At 69.5% G+C, this 16379-nt stretch carries 10 protein-coding genes; 4 read left to right on the top strand and 6 right to left on the bottom strand.

The features are described from left to right. Window positions 1-218 precede the first annotated feature (218 nt). From ACWC9R_RS25605 to ngcE, 3 genes are all read right to left on the bottom strand, one after another. Window positions 219-1178 (bottom strand): carbohydrate ABC transporter permease, encoded by a 960-nt coding sequence (locus ACWC9R_RS25605; protein WP_450734869.1) that lies wholly within the window; start codon window positions 1176-1178, stop codon window positions 219-221. Next, complete coding sequence (locus ACWC9R_RS25600) at window positions 1178-2101, bottom strand: carbohydrate ABC transporter permease (protein WP_450734867.1); 924 nt, start codon at window positions 2099-2101, stop codon at window positions 1178-1180. The genes ACWC9R_RS25605 and ACWC9R_RS25600 overlap by 1 nt, the downstream gene beginning before the upstream one ends. 61 nt (window positions 2102-2162) lie before the next feature. Then, complete coding sequence (gene ngcE, locus ACWC9R_RS25595; RefSeq protein ID WP_450734865.1) at window positions 2163-3605, bottom strand: N-acetylglucosamine/diacetylchitobiose ABC transporter substrate-binding protein; 1443 nt, start codon at window positions 3603-3605, stop codon at window positions 2163-2165. Between the two features lie 434 nt (window positions 3606-4039). On the opposite strand from ngcE, the gene ACWC9R_RS25590 reads away from it, so the two are divergent. Beyond that, window positions 4040-7441 carry a GH92 family glycosyl hydrolase gene (locus ACWC9R_RS25590; protein ID WP_450734863.1) on the top strand — a complete coding sequence of 1134 codons (3402 nt, stop codon included), beginning with the start codon at window positions 4040-4042 and terminating at the stop codon, window positions 7439-7441. Window positions 7442-7531: 90 nt separating this feature from the next. Here the strand turns inward: ACWC9R_RS25590 and acnA are convergent, their stop codons facing one another. After that, window positions 7532-10276 carry an aconitate hydratase AcnA gene (acnA, locus tag ACWC9R_RS25585; RefSeq protein WP_450734861.1) on the bottom strand — a complete coding sequence of 915 codons (2745 nt, stop codon included), beginning with the start codon at window positions 10274-10276 and terminating at the stop codon, window positions 7532-7534. Window positions 10277-10699: 423 nt separating this feature from the next. Between acnA and ACWC9R_RS25580 the strand changes: the two genes are divergently transcribed. Continuing rightward, window positions 10700-11173 carry a carboxymuconolactone decarboxylase family protein gene (locus ACWC9R_RS25580; protein WP_450734859.1) on the top strand — a complete coding sequence of 158 codons (474 nt, stop codon included), beginning with the start codon at window positions 10700-10702 and terminating at the stop codon, window positions 11171-11173. Between the two features lie 291 nt (window positions 11174-11464). After that, window positions 11465-12784: an MFS transporter gene (locus tag ACWC9R_RS25575; RefSeq protein ID WP_450734858.1), complete on the top strand. Its 1320-nt coding sequence runs from the start codon at window positions 11465-11467 to the stop codon at window positions 12782-12784. Between the two features lie 201 nt (window positions 12785-12985). On the opposite strand, the gene ACWC9R_RS25570 is transcribed toward ACWC9R_RS25575, so the two are convergent. Continuing rightward, window positions 12986-13345 (bottom strand): GntR family transcriptional regulator, encoded by a 360-nt coding sequence (locus ACWC9R_RS25570; protein WP_450734856.1) that lies wholly within the window; start codon window positions 13343-13345, stop codon window positions 12986-12988. A 1-nt stretch (window position 13346) separates the two neighbouring features. Then, the gene (locus ACWC9R_RS25565) at window positions 13347-14327 is read right to left on the bottom strand and encodes a DUF1648 domain-containing protein (RefSeq protein ID WP_450734854.1); all 981 of its coding nucleotides are present in this window, start codon (window positions 14325-14327) and stop codon (window positions 13347-13349) included. Window positions 14328-14427: 100 nt separating this feature from the next. On the opposite strand from ACWC9R_RS25565, the gene ACWC9R_RS25560 reads away from it, so the two are divergent. Continuing rightward, window positions 14428-15957 carry a helix-turn-helix domain-containing protein gene (locus ACWC9R_RS25560; RefSeq protein WP_018088849.1) on the top strand — a complete coding sequence of 510 codons (1530 nt, stop codon included), beginning with the start codon at window positions 14428-14430 and terminating at the stop codon, window positions 15955-15957. The last annotated feature ends 422 nt before the right edge of the window (window positions 15958-16379 follow it).

The following is a 16379-nucleotide window of genomic DNA, read 5'->3' as shown; positions in this document are numbered from 1 at the left end:
GCAGAACGCCCGTCGGGAAGTCTCGTCAAGGCGTTGAGCCCGGCATGATCAGGAAGCGGCTGCTCCGGTCCCGGCCGGAGGCGCGTATCGACGCCGTGTGCCGCCCCGGGACGCGCAACGGAGCGGCACACGAAGGTGGCGCAAATCTTTCGCCGGACCGGCGGTCGCCGAACCGCCGGACCCCGGGAACACCCGCCGGCGGCGCCCGGCCCACCGCCCTACTTCAGGGCACCGGCCGTCAGACCGGCGACCACCTGCCGCTGGAAGACGATGTACGCGGCGAGCACCGGCAGCATCGCGATCGTCAGCCCGGCGAACAGACCGGACCAGTCCCCCTTGTAGCCCTGACTCACCGCCAGGGCCACCAGCCCCTGCGTCAGCATCTTCTTGTCCGGGTCACCGACGTTGAGCACCGTCGGCAGCAGGTACTGGTTCCACTGCCCGAGGAAGTTGAAGATGCCGACGCTGATCAGGCCGGGCTTGGCCATCGGCAGCATCACCTGGAAGAAGGTACGGGTGTGGGAGGCGCCGTCGATGAGCGCCGCCTCGGCCACCGACGTCGGCAGCGTCCGGAAGAACCCGCTGAGGAAGAAGACGGTGAACGGCAGCGAGTAGGCGATGTAGACCAGGATCAGCCCGTGGTAGGTGTCCAGCAGCGCCATGTTCTTCATGACGAAGAACAGCGGGACCAGCGCCAGGATGACCGGGAAGCCCATCCCGCCCACGAACAGGAAGTACAGGAAGCGGTTGCCGGGGAAGTCGAAGCGGGCCAGGACATACGCCGCCATCGCGCCCAGCAGCATCGTGCCGATCAGCGAACCACCCACCACGATCAGCGAGTTGAGGAAGTACTGGCCCATGTTCGCCTTGTCCCAGGCGCGTGACCAGTTGTCGAAGTGCAGGGCCGACGGCAGCCCCCACGGCGAGCCGAAGATCTCCGAGTCGTCCTTGAAGGAGCTGACCACCGCCCACAGCAGCGGCATGGTGACCAGCAGTCCCCAGATCACCAGGACGCCGTGCGAGAAGACGTTGAGGACCCTGCCCTCACCGCGCTCCCCGCCGGAGCCGGCGCCGTCCGTCCGCCCCTGCCCGCCCCGTTGGCCCGGCAGCCGCGAGGTGCCCGAGGTGTGCTCCTTCGTCACCCCCGGGAGGTCCGCGGGGTCTGTCTGCGCACTCATCAGAACTCCAGTCGCTCGCGCCGCCCCAGCCGCATGACGACGGCCGAGAAGACGAGGGTCACGATCAGCAGGGAAACGCCGATGGCGGTCGCATATCCGGCCTGACCGTCCCGGAAGGTCTTCTGGTACACGTACAGCGGAAGGACCTCGGTCGCGTAGTCGGGACCGCCCGGACCGACGCTCATGATCTGCACGAAGGCGAACGCCGAGACGTCCAGGGCGAGGATGCCCATATAGATCCAGCCGGTCTGGACGGTGTCCCACAGCAGCGGCAGGGTGATCCGGAAGAAGGTGTGGAAACGGTTCGCGCCGTCCAGCAGCGCGGCCTCGTAGAAGTCCTTCGGAATCGAGCTCATACCGGCGGAGAACAGCACGACATAGAAGCCGACATTGGCCCACACCATCGCGGCCATCACACACCACAGCGCGAGCTGCGGATCGCCCAGCCAGTCCGGCTGCACCCCGTCCAGCCCGACCGCGTCGAAGAAGGCGTTGAGCGCGCCGCTCTCCGGGTTGTACGCGAACTGGAAGAGCAGCGCGACGATCGGGACCGACAGCACCTGCGGGAAGAAGTAGAGGATTTTGTAGGTGCCCGAACCGCGCACCCCGCCGATGACCGCCTTCCTCCTGCGGCGGCCACCGACGTTGAGCATAAAGGCGAAGAAGAGCCCGAGGGAGAGCGTCACCACCGGCAGGAGCAGCAACAACGTGACGCTGTTGGCCACGGCGGACCAGAAGACACCGTCCTGGAACAGGCGCGCATAGTTGTCGAAGCCGACCATCCTCATGTCCGGACTCAGCCCGGTCCAGTCCGTGAAGGAGTAGTAGATGGCCTGCACGAAGGGCGAGATCACGAAGATCGCGTAAATCGCCAGCGGGAGGACCAAGAACCCCGCGATGAAACGGTACTTACCGTGTTTCATGACTACCGATCCCGTTCTCTGCCTGCGTGTGCCGCCACCGGTGCCGCATCGAACGTCTCGGTCAGCGCCGGTACTTCTTCACGCTGGAGTCGTCGCGGGTGTCGTCCGCGTACTTCTGGATCTTCTTGATGGCCTCGTCGGGAGTCAGCCGGCCGGCCATCATCTCGCCCACCGCGCCGACCCCGATCCGCTCCTTCTGGAGCGCCACATACCAGTCCTGCAGCCGTGGATTGACGATGTTCTCGCCGGCCTTCTGCAGCGCCGCCTGCGCCGAGGCCAGGCCCGGCGGGAGCTTCAGCCCCTCGGTGCCGCCGTTGAGCGAGGTGAGCGAGGAGACCTGCCGGATGAAGTTCTGCGAGGACTTCTTGCTGAGCATGATGCGCAGCAGCTCCATGGCGCCCTCGGCGTTACGGGCCTTCCGCGGCACGATGTAGGGCTCGCCGCCCGAGGCCCAGAGGGTGCCGAAGGGCATCTTGTCGGAGTCCGACAGGCTGGAAGGGGCGCCGACCGCGAGCTCGAAGTGCGGGTTCTTCTCGATCTGCTGGGCCGACTCGTTCTCCACCCAGGAACCGTTCGGAATGAACAGCGCCTTGCCCTCGGCCCACGCCTTCTGCGACTGGAGGTGGTCCAGTCCGGGCGAACCCTTGAGGACATAGCCCTTCTTGTACAGCTCGTAATAGGCGTCGAAGGCCGCCTTGACCGCCGGGTCCTTCCAGGCGTCGGGCTCCAGATTGTCGATCTTCCGCAGGACCTCCGCACCACCGATCTTGGCGATGAACGGGTAGAGGCTGAACGGAAGGTAGTAGGGGTACTTGCCCGGGTACGTCCAGCCCGCGACGCCCTTCTTCTTGGCCTTCGCGCACAGGGCCAGCATGTCGTCCCAGGTCTCCGGATACTCCGCGTCCAGCTTCCGGAGATTGCTCCTGGAGTACCAGACGCCGTAGACCGTGTACGCGTAGTAGAGAAGCCAGGTCTCCTTGCCGCCGAACTGACCCATTTCGACGACGCCGGGGCGCAGGGTGTCCCGCACCTTCTTTCCCGGGTCGTCGATCGAGGGGGCGTCGAGGAGCGGCGAGAGGTCGGTCAGCTGGTCCTTGGCGACCAGTGTGCCGAAGTCCATCTGTTCCGCACCGGAGTTGTCGACGAGGTCCGGGGGATTGCCGCCGTTGAAACGCGGTTGCAGCGTGGACTGGATTTTCTGGGTGGAGGAGAGTTTCACCTTGCCGTCGGCCTTCGGAAAGGCCTTCACATACTCGCTCTGCGCGTCCTTGGCGTACTTGTCGCCGAATCCGCCGTCGAAGATGACGACATCGAGCCCGGCCGACTCATTGACCGCGAGCGGATTCCGGTCCGACTTCTTTCCCTTGTCGACCTTGTTGTCACTGTCGTCGCTGCCGCCGCTCGCGCACGCCGACAGCATTCCCATGGCCGGCACGGCGACGATTCCCAGGGCCGCGGCCCGCTTGACCAGATCACGACGGTTGAATGGAGAGGTGAATCCCATGCTCAAGTCCTCGCCTTCTTCAGGACTCAGGCGGTGTACCGGAGCCACCCCGGCACCGCGGGTCAGATGAAGCTGAGTTGTACGGGATGTGCACCGGGCACGCCAGAGAAGTGCGGGGCAGTCATGCGTTCCCGCCTTCCCCCCGGATTCGCGGCCTCGGCCGTGGGGCCGTCGGACGCCGACAGGTATAGTCCACTTCCGGCCGCAGGGGAAGATCGGATGCGGCGTTGGACGGCAGTCTTTCCCTAGTTGAGACCTCCCCGGTATGCGGGGATTTCGTCCAGGGGACCGCAGCCGGAGCCGCCGGACGACACGACCGGCGCACCGATCCCCGCGCCACCCTTGACACCAAAGGCCCCACGCACCTTACTTATCTCTGTTTGCCTCGGCGCCATGTAACTGACAACGATGTCAATCCCGTTGAGAGGGCTCGCGTGCGGCTCAGAAACCGGCACAGTCCATTGCGGGGAACCGCCCGCCCCGTCGCCCTCGTGGTGGCCGCTCTGCTCCTCGCCACCGCGCCCGGCCCGGCCCAGGCAGCACCACCCCAACCACCCCGGGACGCCACGGAGTTCAGCTCCTCGTTCGAGCCCGGCGAACCGCGGCCGGACTGGACCGACACCGTGGAGACCGGCCCCGACGGAAAACCCCGCACCTCCGGTGTCGACCCGGAGACCACCCCGGGGGCACCCGGCATGACCACCGGGACCGACACCGGCCCCGCCGACTCCCCCACCGCCAAGGCGCACGCCGGCTTCACCGGCGGGCACGCACTGCGTTACGCCGGCACCCACACCGCCCGGGGCCACGGCTACGCGTACGACAAGGTCTTCGATGTCGACGTCCCGGTCACCGCGGCCACCTCGCTCTCGTACAAGATCTTCCCCGAGATGGCGAAGAGCGATCCGGACTACCCGGCGACCCATGCCGCCGTCGATCTGGCCTTCACCGACGGGACCTACCTCAGCGACCTGTCCGCCGTCGACCAGCACGGCACGCCGCTGACGCCCCGCGGCCAGGCCGCCGCCAAGACGCTCTCCGTCAACCAGTGGAACAACCGGGAGGCGCGGATCGGCACGGTCGCCGCGGGCAAGACCGTCGACCGCGTCCTGGTCGGCTACGACGCGCCGTCGGCACCGCGGACCGCCCCGGCCTTCCGCGGCTGGATCGATGACCTCACCCTCGCCCCCAAGGCCCCCGACCGGCCGCTCGCGCACCTCTCCGACTACGCCGTCACCACCCGCGGCACGCTGTCCAGCGGCAGCTTCTCGCGCGGCAACACCTTCCCCGCCACCGCGGTCCCCAACGGCTTCAACTTCTGGACCCCGGTCACCAACGCGGGCTCCTCCGACTGGCTCTACGAGTACGCGCGGAAGAACAACGCCGACAACCTCCCCACCCTCCAGGCGTTCAGCGCCAGCCATGAGCCGAGCCCGTGGATGGGCGACCGGCAGACCTTCCAGGTCATGCCGTCCGTCGCGGCCGGCACCCCGGACGCCTCGCGCACCGGCCGGGCGCTGCCCTTCCACCACTCCCGCGAGACCGCGAAGCCGCACTACTACGGCGTGACCTTCGACAACGGCCTCAAGACGGAGATCACCCCGACCGATCACGCCGCGCTGATGCGCTTCACCTTCCCCGGGGACCGGGCGAGCCTCATCTTCGACAACGTCAACAACAAGGGCGGGCTGAGCCTGGACACCGGGCGCGGCGTCGTCACCGGCTTCTCGGACGTCAGGAGCGGGCTGTCCGTCGGCGCCACCCGGCTGTTCGTCTACGGGGTCTTCGACGCCCCGGTCACCGGCGGCGGCAGGCTGGAGGGCGGAGGGGGCAAGGACGTCACCGGTTATCTCCGCTTCCGGCCCGGCGCGGACCGCACGGTGACCATGCGGATCGCGACCTCACTCATCAGCGTGGACCAGGCGAAGGCGAACCTGACCCGGGAGATCCCCGACGGCGCGGCCTTCGACGAGGTCAGGGACCGGGCGCGGGCGCAGTGGGACGACCTGCTGGGCCGGGTCGAGGTCGAGGGCGCGAGCCGCGATCAGCTCACCACCCTCTACTCCAACCTCTACCGTCTCTACCTCTACCCCAACTCCGGCTTCGAGAAGGTCGGTTCGCGCAGCCGCTACGCCAGCCCGTTCTCGCCGCAGACCGGCCAGGACACCCCGACCCACACCGGCTCGAAGATCGTCGACGGTGAGGTCCACGTCAACAACGGCTTCTGGGATACCTACCGGACCACCTGGCCGGCCTATTCGCTGCTCACCCCGGAACGCGCGGGGAGAATGGTCGACGGCTTCGTCCAGCAGTACAAGGACGGCGGCTGGATCTCCCGCTGGTCCTCACCCGGCTATGCGGACCTGATGACCGGGACGAGTTCCGATGTGGCGTTCGCCGACGCCTACGCCAAGGGGGTGGAATTCGACGCCGAGGCGGCCTATGCCGCGGCCGTGAAGAACGCCACCGTCGCCCCGCCGAACCCCGGGGTCGGCCGCAAGGGCATGACCACCTCCCCCTTCCTCGGCTATACGAGCACCGACACCCGCGAGGGCATGTCCTGGGCGCTGGAGGGCTACCTCAACGACTTCGGTATCGCCCGTATGGGCAAGGCGCTGTACGAGAAGACCAGGAAGCCCCGCTACAAGGAGGAATCGGCCTATTTCCTGGGCCGCGCCCAGAATTACGTCAAGCTCTTCGACCACAAGGTCGGCTTCTTCCAGGGCAAGGACGCCCGGGGCGGCTGGCGGCTGCCGCCGGGCACCTTCGACCCCCGTGTCTGGGGCCACGACTACACCGAGACCAACGCCTGGACCTTCGCCTTCACCGCACCGCAGGACACCCGGGGGCTGGCCAACCTCTACGGCGGCCGCGCCGCCCTGGCCAGGAAACTGGACGCCTACTTCGCCACCCCGGAGACCGCGTCCAAGGAGTTCGCGGGCTCCTACGGCCAGGTGATCCATGAGATGACCGAGGCCCGCGACACCCGCATGGGCATGTACGGGCACAGCAATCAGCCCTCCCACCACATCGCCTACGTCTATGACGCGGCGGGGCAGCCCTGGAAGACCCAGGAAAAGGTCCGGGAGGCGATGTCCCGGCTCTATCTCGGCAGCGAGATCGGCCAGGGATACCCGGGCGACGAGGACAACGGCGAGATGTCCGCGTGGTACGTCTTCAGCGCCCTCGGCTTCTACCCGCTGGTGATGGGCCAGGGCGAATACGCGGTGGGTTCCCCCCTCTTCACCAAGGCCACGGTCCATCTGGAGAACGGGCGCGATCTCACCGTCAACGCCCCGCGGAACAACGCGCGCCATGTCTATGTCCAGGGCCTCCGGGTGAACGGCGAGCCCTGGAACTCCACCGCACTGCCGCACCGGCTCCTCGCCCGCGGCGGCACCCTGGACTTCGCCATGGGCGACCGCCCGTCCGACTGGGGCACCGGAGCGCACGCCGCCCCGACGTCGATCACCAAGGACGACCGGGTCCCCGCCCCGCCCCAGGACGTGACCGGCCCCGACGGCGGTCCGCTCTTCGACAACACCTCCGGCACCACGGCCGCCCTCACCGGCGCCCCCGTGGACCTCACCCGCCCCGCACGGGTCACCTCGTACACCCTCACCTCGGCGGACCGGGCCGCGGCACCGAAGGGCTGGACGCTGGAGGGCTCCGCCGACGGGAAGCGGTGGACCCGGCTGGACCACCGCGGCGGTGAGTCCTTCACCTGGGACCGCCAGACCCGCGTCTTCGGCATCGGCCGGCCGGACAGCTACCGGCACTACCGGCTGGTGCCCGACGGCACCGGCACCCTCGCCGAGATCGAGCTGCTCGGGTAACCGTGGTACGGCAAACGGAAGGGCCGCACCCCCTCGGTCGAGGGGATGCGGCCCGTCCTGCTGCTGCGGGGGACTTACTTACGGCTGCGTTTACTTCCGGATCAGCGAGCGCAGCACGTACTGCATGATGCCGCCGTTGCGGTAGTAGTCCGCCTCACCGGGGGTGTCGATGCGGACGACCGCGTCGAACTCGACGCCGCTGTCCGTGGCCACCTTGACGGTGCGCGGGGTGGTGCCGTCGTTCAGCTCGGTCACACCGGTGACGGAGAAGGTCTCCTCGCCGGTCAGGCCGAGGGACTCGGCGGAGGCGCCCTCCGGGAACTGCAGCGGCAGGACTCCCATGCCGATGAGGTTCGAGCGGTGGATGCGCTCGTAGGACTCGGCGACGACGGCCTTGACGCCGAGCAGCGCGGTGCCCTTGGCCGCCCAGTCGCGGGACGAACCGGAGCCGTACTCCTTGCCGGCCAGGATGACCAGCGGGGTGCCGGCCGCCTGGTAGTTCTGCGAGGCGTCGTAGATGAACGACACCGGAGCTTCCCCGTCACCTTCGGCGGCCCGGGTGAAGTCGCGGGTGTAGCCGCCCTCGGTGCCCGGCGCGATCTGGTTGCGCAGGCGGATGTTGGCGAACGTGCCGCGGATCATGACCTCGTGGTTACCACGGCGCGAGCCGTAGGAGTTGAAGTCACGACGCTCGACGCCGTGCTCCGTGAGGTACTGACCGGCCGGGGTGTCGGCCTTGATCGCACCGGCCGGGGAGATGTGGTCGGTGGTGACCGAGTCGCCCAGCTTGGCGAGCACCCGCGCGCCGGAGATGTCGGAGACCGGGGTGGTCTCCATCGTCATGCCCTCGAAGTACGGGGGCTTGCGCACGTAAGTGGACTGCGGGTCCCACTCGAAGGTGTTGCCGGTGGGGATCGGCAGCGCCTGCCACTGGGCGTCGCCCGCGAAGACGTCCTGGTAGGACTTGTTGAACATGTCCTCGCCGATGGCGTTCGCCACGACGTCGTTGACCTCGGCCTCGGTCGGCCAGATGTCCTTCAGGAAGACCGGGTTGCCCTCGGTGTCGGTGCCCAGCGCGTCCTTGGTGATGTTCACCTTCATGGAACCCGCGAGGGCGTACGCGACGACCAGCGGCGGGGACGCCAGGTAGTTCATCTTGACGTCGGGGTTGATCCGGCCCTCGAAGTTACGGTTGCCGGAGAGCACCGAGGTCACGGCCAGGTCGTGCTCGTTGACGGCCTTGGAGACCTCCTCCGGCAGCGGGCCGGAGTTGCCGATGCAGGTGGTGCAGCCGTAGCCGACGAGGTTGAAGCCGACCTTGTCGAGGTACGGGGTCAGGCCCGCCTTGTCGAAGTAGTCGGTGACGACCTTGGAGCCCGGGGCGAGGGTGGTCTTGACCCACGGCTTGCGGGTCAGGCCCTTCTCCACGGCCTTCTTCGCGACCAGCGCGGCGGCGACCATGACGTACGGGTTCGAGGTGTTGGTGCAGGAGGTGATGGCCGCGACCGTCACCGCACCGTGGTCGATCTCGTAGGTCGAGCCGTCGGGGGCGGTGACCGTGGTCGGACGGGTCGGCACACCGTTGGTGGCGGCCGGGGCGTCGGAGGCCGGGAAGGACTCCTTGCCCGCCTCGTCGTCGTCCTCGACGTAGTTGCGCACGTCCTGCGCGAACTGCTCGGCGGCGTTGGCGAGGACGATGCGGTCCTGCGGACGCTTCGGGCCGGCGATCGACGGGACGACCGTCGCCAGGTCCAGCTCCAGCTTCTCGGAGAAGTCGGGCTCGGCGGCCGGGTCGAGCCAGAGGCCCTGCTCCTTGGCGTACGCCTCGACGAGCGCGACCTGCTGCTCGTCGCGGCCGGTCAGGCGCAGGTACTTCAGGGTCTCGTCGTCGATCGGGAAGATCGCGGCGGTGGAGCCGAACTCCGGCGACATGTTGCCGATGGTGGCGCGGTTGGCCAGCGAGGTGGCGGCGACGCCCTCGCCGTAGAACTCGACGAACTTGCCGACGACGCCGTGCTTGCGCAGCATCTCGGTGATGGTCAGCACCAGGTCGGTGGCGGTGGTGCCGGGCTTGAGCTCACCGGTCAGCTTGAAGCCGACGACGCGCGGGATGAGCATCGAGACCGGCTGGCCGAGCATCGCGGCCTCGGCCTCGATGCCGCCGACGCCCCAGCCCAGCACACCGAGGCCGTTGACCATGGTGGTGTGCGAGTCGGTGCCGACGAGGGTGTCGGGGTAGGCCTGGCCGTTGCGGACCATGACCGTACGGGCCAGGTGCTCGATGTTCACCTGGTGGACGATGCCGGTGCCCGGCGGGACGACCTTGAACTCGTCGAAGGCGGTCTGGCCCCAGCGCAGGAACTGGTAGCGCTCCTTGTTGCGGCCGTACTCCAGCTCCACGTTCTGGCCGAAGGCGTCCTTCGTGCCGAACTTGTCGGCGATGACGGAGTGGTCGATGACCAGCTCGGCCGGCGCCAGCGGGTTGATCTTGTCGGCGTCGCCGCCGAGCTCCTTCACGGCCTCACGCATGGTGGCGAGGTCCACGACGCAGGGCACACCGGTGAAGTCCTGCATGATCACGCGGGCCGGCGTGAACTGGATCTCCTGGCTGGGCTGGGCCTGCGAGTCCCAGCCTCCGAGCGCCCGGATGTGGTCGGCGGTGATGTTCGCGCCGTCCTCGGTGCGGAGCAGGTTCTCCAGCAGCACCTTCAGGCTGTAGGGAAGACGCGCGGCGCCTTCGACCTTGTCCAGCCGGAAGATCTCGTACGACTCGTCGCCCACCTGCAGCGTGCTGCGGGCGTCGAAGCTGTTCGCCGACACGACAGTCTCCTTCATGCATGAATTCGCGCGTACCACCGCAATGCTGCCGTCACCGTCCTTGCCCCATCCGCTAAGGTGAGCCTAAGTTAGGTATCCCTTACTGGCGCGGCAGCGGTACGCCTCTCGGCAAATATCTCGATGTCGAGATAACTCTAATACATCGCCGCGCCCTGGTCATGCCCCGACCGGGGTGCGCTGTGCCCGCAGCCCGCGATCGTGGTCACGGAAGGCCGCGACCACCGGGTTCGTCCCGCCGGACGTGGAGTGACGCGGATGTCCGGGTTCGGGCCCCAGGAGTGGCCTCCCGGCAGCGGCACGGCCCCGTCGCGCCCCTCGCTCCGGCGCAGGAGGAAAAAACGCAGGTCAAACGCTCATGTCACATCCTGCCGAGCTGCGCCGTCGTACGTGTGCAAACACCGATCGGCAAAGGAGAACATCATGAGTGCCCGTTTGGACCTCTTCGGCAGCCCGACCATGGGCAAGGTCTTCCAGCACGTGATCGCGGCAGGCAAGGTGCTCGAGAACTCGACGCTGCCGACCGCGACGCAGGAGCTGGTGCGGCTCCGCGCCAGCCAGATCAACGGGTGCGGCTTCTGCACCGACATGCACAGCAAGGACGCGGCGGCGGCCGGTGAGACCTCCGTACGCCTCCACCTGGTCGCGGCGTGGCGCGAGGCCACCGTCTTCACCGAGGCCGAGCGGGCCGCGCTGGAGCTGACGGAGCAGGGCACCCGTATCGCGGACGCGGCCGGCGGGGTCACGGACGAGGCCTGGGCGAACGCCGCCAAGCACTACGACGAGGAGCAGCTGGCCGCCCTGGTGTGCGAGATCGCCCTGATCAACGCCTTCAACCGGGCGAACGTCATGGTCCAGCAGCCCGCCGGCGACTACCGCCCCGGCCAGTTCGCCTGACCGGACCACCCGGCCGTTCCACCGGCCGCAGCATCACACACGCCGGGCCCCGCACCGGGGCCCGGCGTTGCCGTGGGCGCGCACGGCGGCCCGGCCGAGCCTGCGCCACCGGGGCACCGGACCGGCCACCGGCCACCGGCCACCGGCCACCGGCCACCGGCCACCCACGAATACCTCCTCCCCCAGTCATCGCGTATCCCCAACAGCCATGCGCGGACGCCCCGTTGGGCAACGATCCGAACCTCCGGCAAACCCGCACACGCAGGCCTGTCCGGCTCCTACGCTGACGCCGTGACGGCCACTCCGGAACCCACGCGTCCCAGTCCGCCCCCGCCGACCGCCACCGCACCGCCGCCTGCCGGCCCGCCCCTGTGGCGCGACCAGCGGTTCGTTCTGCTGGCCTCCGCCCGCACCATCTCGGTCCTCGGCAACGGCTTCGCCCGGGTGGCGCTGTCCTTCGCGGTGCTGGCGCTGCCCGGCGCGGGACCCGGGCAGCTGTCGCTGGTGCTGGCCTGTCAGGCGGTGCCCCAGCTGGTGTTCGTCCTCGCCGGCGGGGTGCTCGCGGACCGGATGTCGCGCTCCCGGCTGATGATCGTCACCGATCTCGTCGGCGCCGCCGCGTACGCCGGTCTCGCCGCCATGGTCCTGACGGGACACGCCCCCCTGATGACGCTCTGCGCGCTGGCCGCGCTGGCGGGTACGGCCACCGCGCTGTTCGCCCCCGCGATGGACGGTGTCATTCCGCTGCTGGTGCCCGCCGAGCGGCTGCAGCGGGCGAACGGGCTGCTGCGGGTCGGCATGAACAGCTCGATGCTGCTGGGGCTCGCGCTGTCCGGTGTGGCCGTCGCCGTCGTCGGCGCGGGCTGGGCGCTGGCGCTCAACGCCGCGTCGTTCGTGGTGAGTGCGCTGCTGATCCGGGGGCTCCGGCTTCCCGCGCGGGCCCGCACGGGAGCGTCGGGGTGGGCCCATCTGCGGGACGGCTGGCGGGAGTTCGCCGGGCGGCAGTGGCTGTGGGTGGTCGTCGCGCAGTACTCGGTCGTCGTCGCCGCGCTGAACGCCCATGCCGGTGTGCTGGGGCCGCTGGCGGCCGAGGACGGGCTGGGCGGAGCACGGTCCTGGTCGCTGATCGTCGCCGCCCAGGCGCTGGGCACCATTACGGGTGCCGGGCTGGCCGCCCGCATCCGGGTGCGCCGGCCGGTGCTGACCGCCGTACTGGCCACCTTCCCGCTGGCACTCCCGATCGCGCTGCTCGCCGTGCGGGCGCCGGTGCCGTGGATCGCGCTCGCCATGTTCGGCTCGGGCATCGCCGCCGACATCTTCGGTGTCCTGTGGGCGACCACCCTCCAGCGGGAGGTACCGGAGGCGGCGCTGTCCCGGGTCAGCTCGTACGACTGGTTCGGCTCACTGGCCTTCGCGCCGCTCGGCCTGCTCATCGCCGGGCCGGTCGCGGCACGAACCGGCGTCGCCGCCGCCCTGGCCGGCTGCGCCGCCCTGATCACCCTCGCCTCGACCGCCGCCCTGCTCTCCCCCCAGGTACGCCGCCTCCACGCACCGGGCCCGTCACCGACGGACGAGACCGGGACGGCACACGAATCCGGGCTGCCACGCTGACGCCGGGTGCGGAACGGTTGCCCCGAAGGGGCCTGGGGGACGGCGCGATCGAGCATGCCGCCGCAGCGGCAGCAGGGCTACTGGGTCTCTTGGCATGTTCGGCGCGTACCCGGAGCGGCGCGAGGGTGGTGCAACAGTGCGGCCATGGGACGACATGGCACGCCCGAACCTCGACCGTGGAAAGCCAGGCCCCCGCCTCTCCTACCGCCCCGCGAGCCCCAACCGCACCACCGTCACGATCTCCTCGTCGGAGAGCCCCAGATGGCGGGCCTCGGCGATCAGCCGCTCGGCGGTCTCCCCGAGGCGGGCGCGGGCGGGGGCGGCGGCCCCGATGACCACCGCGCCGCGGCCGCGGCGGAGTTCGATCAGCCCCTCCTCCTTGAGGCGCTGATAGCCGCGCAGCACGGTGTGGACGTTCACGCCGAGGGACGCGGCGAGTTCACGGGCGGCCGGCAGCCGCTCCCCGGTGTCCACCGTGCCGTCGGCGATGGCGCCGCGGACCGAGGCCGCGATCTGGTCGCCGAGCGGGACGGACGACCCGGGGTCGACCCGGAAGAGCACCTCAGCCTCCCTGCCGCGCCCGCGCGCGGTCCGCATACGTGTTGAGCAGGGCGGCGGCCGTCGCCGCGTCATCGACCGTCACCGCGAACTCCCGGCCGCTGGTGAGCCGCACCACGAGGCCCTCACCCGAGCGCAGGACGAGGCCGCTGGCGCCGGCCCGGACGCGATAGCCCCAACCGCCGAACTCGGCGAAGCAGGCGATCCGGCGGCTCCCGGCCTCGGCGACGCGGTCCAGAGGGATGCGGCGCAGCCGGAGGCGACCGGGCAGCAGCGTCGGCGAGAGGACCAGCCCGCGGCGGTCCACGGTCACCCGTACGGAGGCCGGCGGCAGTACCAGGGCACCGCCGACCAGCAGTCCGGCGGCGGCGAGCCAGTCGGCGAGGGCGCCCACGACGAGCCCGGCACCGAGCAGCAGGACACCCAGCGCGATCAGCGGGGTTGAGCTGATGGTGCGTGACCAGCCGGCCGCCGTACCGGCGGGGAGGTCGAGCCGGGGCGTCGCGCCGGGCGTCCGCCGCGGCTGCGGAGGCACCGCCCCGGCCAGCAGCCGCCCGAGCGCGCCGCCGGCGAGCAGCGCCACAACGGTGCCCACGCCCGCCTGCCCCTCCGTCAGCCGGGCGCCCGAGGCGTCGCTGACACCGGCGTTGGCGAGCAGCGTCCCGCAGAGGGCGTAGCCGAGCGCGGCGGCGGAGGCGTAGCAACCGGCGATCAGCCACGGCACGTCGGGGGCGGACACCCGCAGCTGCACGAGCGCGCCGAGGACGCAGCCGAGGACGAGTGGCACGGCGAGGCCGACGGCCAGAAAGCCCTGGGCCGAGGAGAAGCCGTCGGCTTCTCCGTCGCGGAAGTGGGTGGCCAGCGGATCGGGCAGCCGGTCGGCCACTCCCCCGTAGATCCCCGCGAACACCATGACCACGACAAGGAAGGGAGCAACCCCCATCCAGACCCGCACCGAGCCGCCCCAGGTCGCGGCGGAACGCATGACACTCTTCATGACCACCCCCCAATTGTTCGCATAGTAGTAGAACTACTCGGCGTGCCGCTATGGGGAATCCATCTCATATCTGAGATACGGTCACCCCATGGCAGACGACTACCTCGTACGCATCGGCAGGCTCATCCGTGACGCCCGGCAGCACCGTGGCTGGACACAGACGCAGCTTGCGGAGGCTCTGGGCACCAGCCAGAGTGCCGTCAACCGCATCGAACGCGGGAATCAGAACATCAGTCTTGAGATGATCGCCCGCATCGGCGAGGCCCTCGACAGCGAAATCGTCTCGCTCGGTTACGCCGGGCCGATGCATCTGCGGGTGGTCGGCGGACGCCGGCTCTCCGGCAGTATCGACGTGAAGACGAGCAAGAACGCCTGTGTCGCGCTGCTGTGCGCCACGCTGCTGAACGCCGGCCGCACAACTCTGCGCCGGGTGGCCCGCATTGAGGAGGTCTACCGCATCCTCGAAGTGCTGGGCAGCATCGGCGTACGGACCCGGTGGATCAACGACGGCAACGACCTGGAGATCGTCCCGCCCGCGGAACTCGACCTCGACTCGATGGACACCGAGGCGGCACGCCGCACCCGCAGCGTCATCATGTTCCTCGGCCCGCTGCTGCACCGGATGGACCACTTCAAGCTGCCGTACGCGGGCGGCTGCGACCTCGGCACCCGCACCGTCACCCCGCACATGACGGCGCTGCGCCACTTCGGCCTGGAGATCACCGCGACCGACGGCACCTACATCGCCGAGGTGGACCGCAGTGTCGCCCCCAAGCGCGCCATCGTGCTGACCGAACGCGGCGACACCGTCACCGAGAACGCCCTGCTCGCCGCCGCCCGGCACGACGGCGTCACGGTCATCCGCAACGCCTCCTCCAACTACATGGTCCAGGACCTCTGCTTCTTCCTGGAGGAGCTGGGCGTCCGGGTCGACGGCATCGGCACCACCACGCTCACCGTCCACGGCGCCGCACACATCGAACGCGATGTGGACTTCGCACCGTCCGAGGACCCGGTCGAGGCAATGAGCCTGCTGGCAGCGGCCGTTGTCACCGAGTCGGAGCTGACGATCCGCCGGGTCCCGGTCGAGTTCCTGGAGATCGAACTCGCCGTCCTGGAGGAGATGGGCCTGGACCACGAGCGCAGCACCGAGTACGCCGCCGACAACGGCCGCACCCGCCTCATCGACCTGACAGTTCGCCCCTCCAAGCTCCAGGCTCCACTGGACAAGATCCACCCGATGCCCTTCCCGGGCCTCAACATCGACAACGTCCCCTTCTTCGCCGCCATCGCGGCCAGCGCCCAGGGACAGACCCTCATCCACGACTGGGTCTACGACAACCGCGCGATCTACCTGACCGACCTCAACCGCCTCGGCGCCCAGGTCAAACTCCTCGACCCGCACCGCGTCCTGGTCGACGGCACCACCCGCTGGCGCTCAGCGGAAATGATGTGCCCCCCGGCCCTCCGCCCCGCCGTAGTCGTCCTCCTGGCCATGATGGCCGCCGAAGGCACCTCCGTACTGCGCAACGTCTACGTCATCAACCGCGGCTACGAGGACCTGGCGGAACGCCTCAACTCGATCGGGGCGCAGATCGAGATCTTCCGGGATATCTGACCGCTGAATGCCGCCGCGCCCGGCCTGACCTGCGGTGAAGCGGGTCAGGCAGGGTGCGGCGGCATCCGTGGCGAAGGTCGCATCGACGGCGGCCCTGCCCGTGCGCCCGCCCGGGGCAGGAAGTGGGAGTACTTCCGCAGCGTGAACCCGGGGTCGGAGTGCCCGAGCCGGCGGGCCAGGGAGACGATCGATGCGCCGACCTCCAGGTTCCTCGGAGGCGTAGAAGTGGTGCAGGGCGTGCAGCCGTGCTCCCGAGACGGCTCCCACACACGAGCGCCGGTGGCGTTGCCCTCCTCCAGCGCCCACCGCGGACGTGGACGATCGCCGCTGCTCCCCAGGCCTTGCCCATCCCACGGAAGATCACGGTCCCTGGTCCCGCCCCTCAGACCCGAGGTCGGCGGCAGGCAGCCCATGACGACGCG

Source organism: Streptomyces sp. NPDC001219 (assembly GCF_053597915.1).
This window is presented reverse-complemented; position numbering and strand designations above follow the sequence as displayed.

Excerpts from the sequence above, each read along its gene's own strand:
- ACWC9R_RS25605 (WP_450734869.1), bottom strand. The coding sequence starts at position 1,178 with ATGAGTGCGCAGACAGACCCCGCGGACCTCCCGGGGGTGACGAAGGAG.
- ACWC9R_RS25580 (WP_450734859.1), top strand. The coding sequence starts at position 10,700 with ATGAGTGCCCGTTTGGACCTCTTCGGCAGCCCGACCATGGGCAAGGTC.
- ACWC9R_RS25565 (WP_450734854.1), bottom strand. The coding sequence starts at position 14,327 with ATGCGTTCCGCCGCGACCTGGGGCGGCTCGGTGCGGGTCTGGATGGGG.
- ngcE (WP_450734865.1), bottom strand. The coding sequence starts at position 3,605 with ATGGGATTCACCTCTCCATTCAACCGTCGTGATCTGGTCAAGCGGGCC.
- ACWC9R_RS25600 (WP_450734867.1), bottom strand. The coding sequence starts at position 2,101 with ATGAAACACGGTAAGTACCGTTTCATCGCGGGGTTCTTGGTCCTCCCG.
- acnA (WP_450734861.1), bottom strand. The coding sequence starts at position 10,276 with ATGAAGGAGACTGTCGTGTCGGCGAACAGCTTCGACGCCCGCAGCACG.
- ACWC9R_RS25560 (WP_018088849.1), top strand. The coding sequence starts at position 14,428 with ATGGCAGACGACTACCTCGTACGCATCGGCAGGCTCATCCGTGACGCC.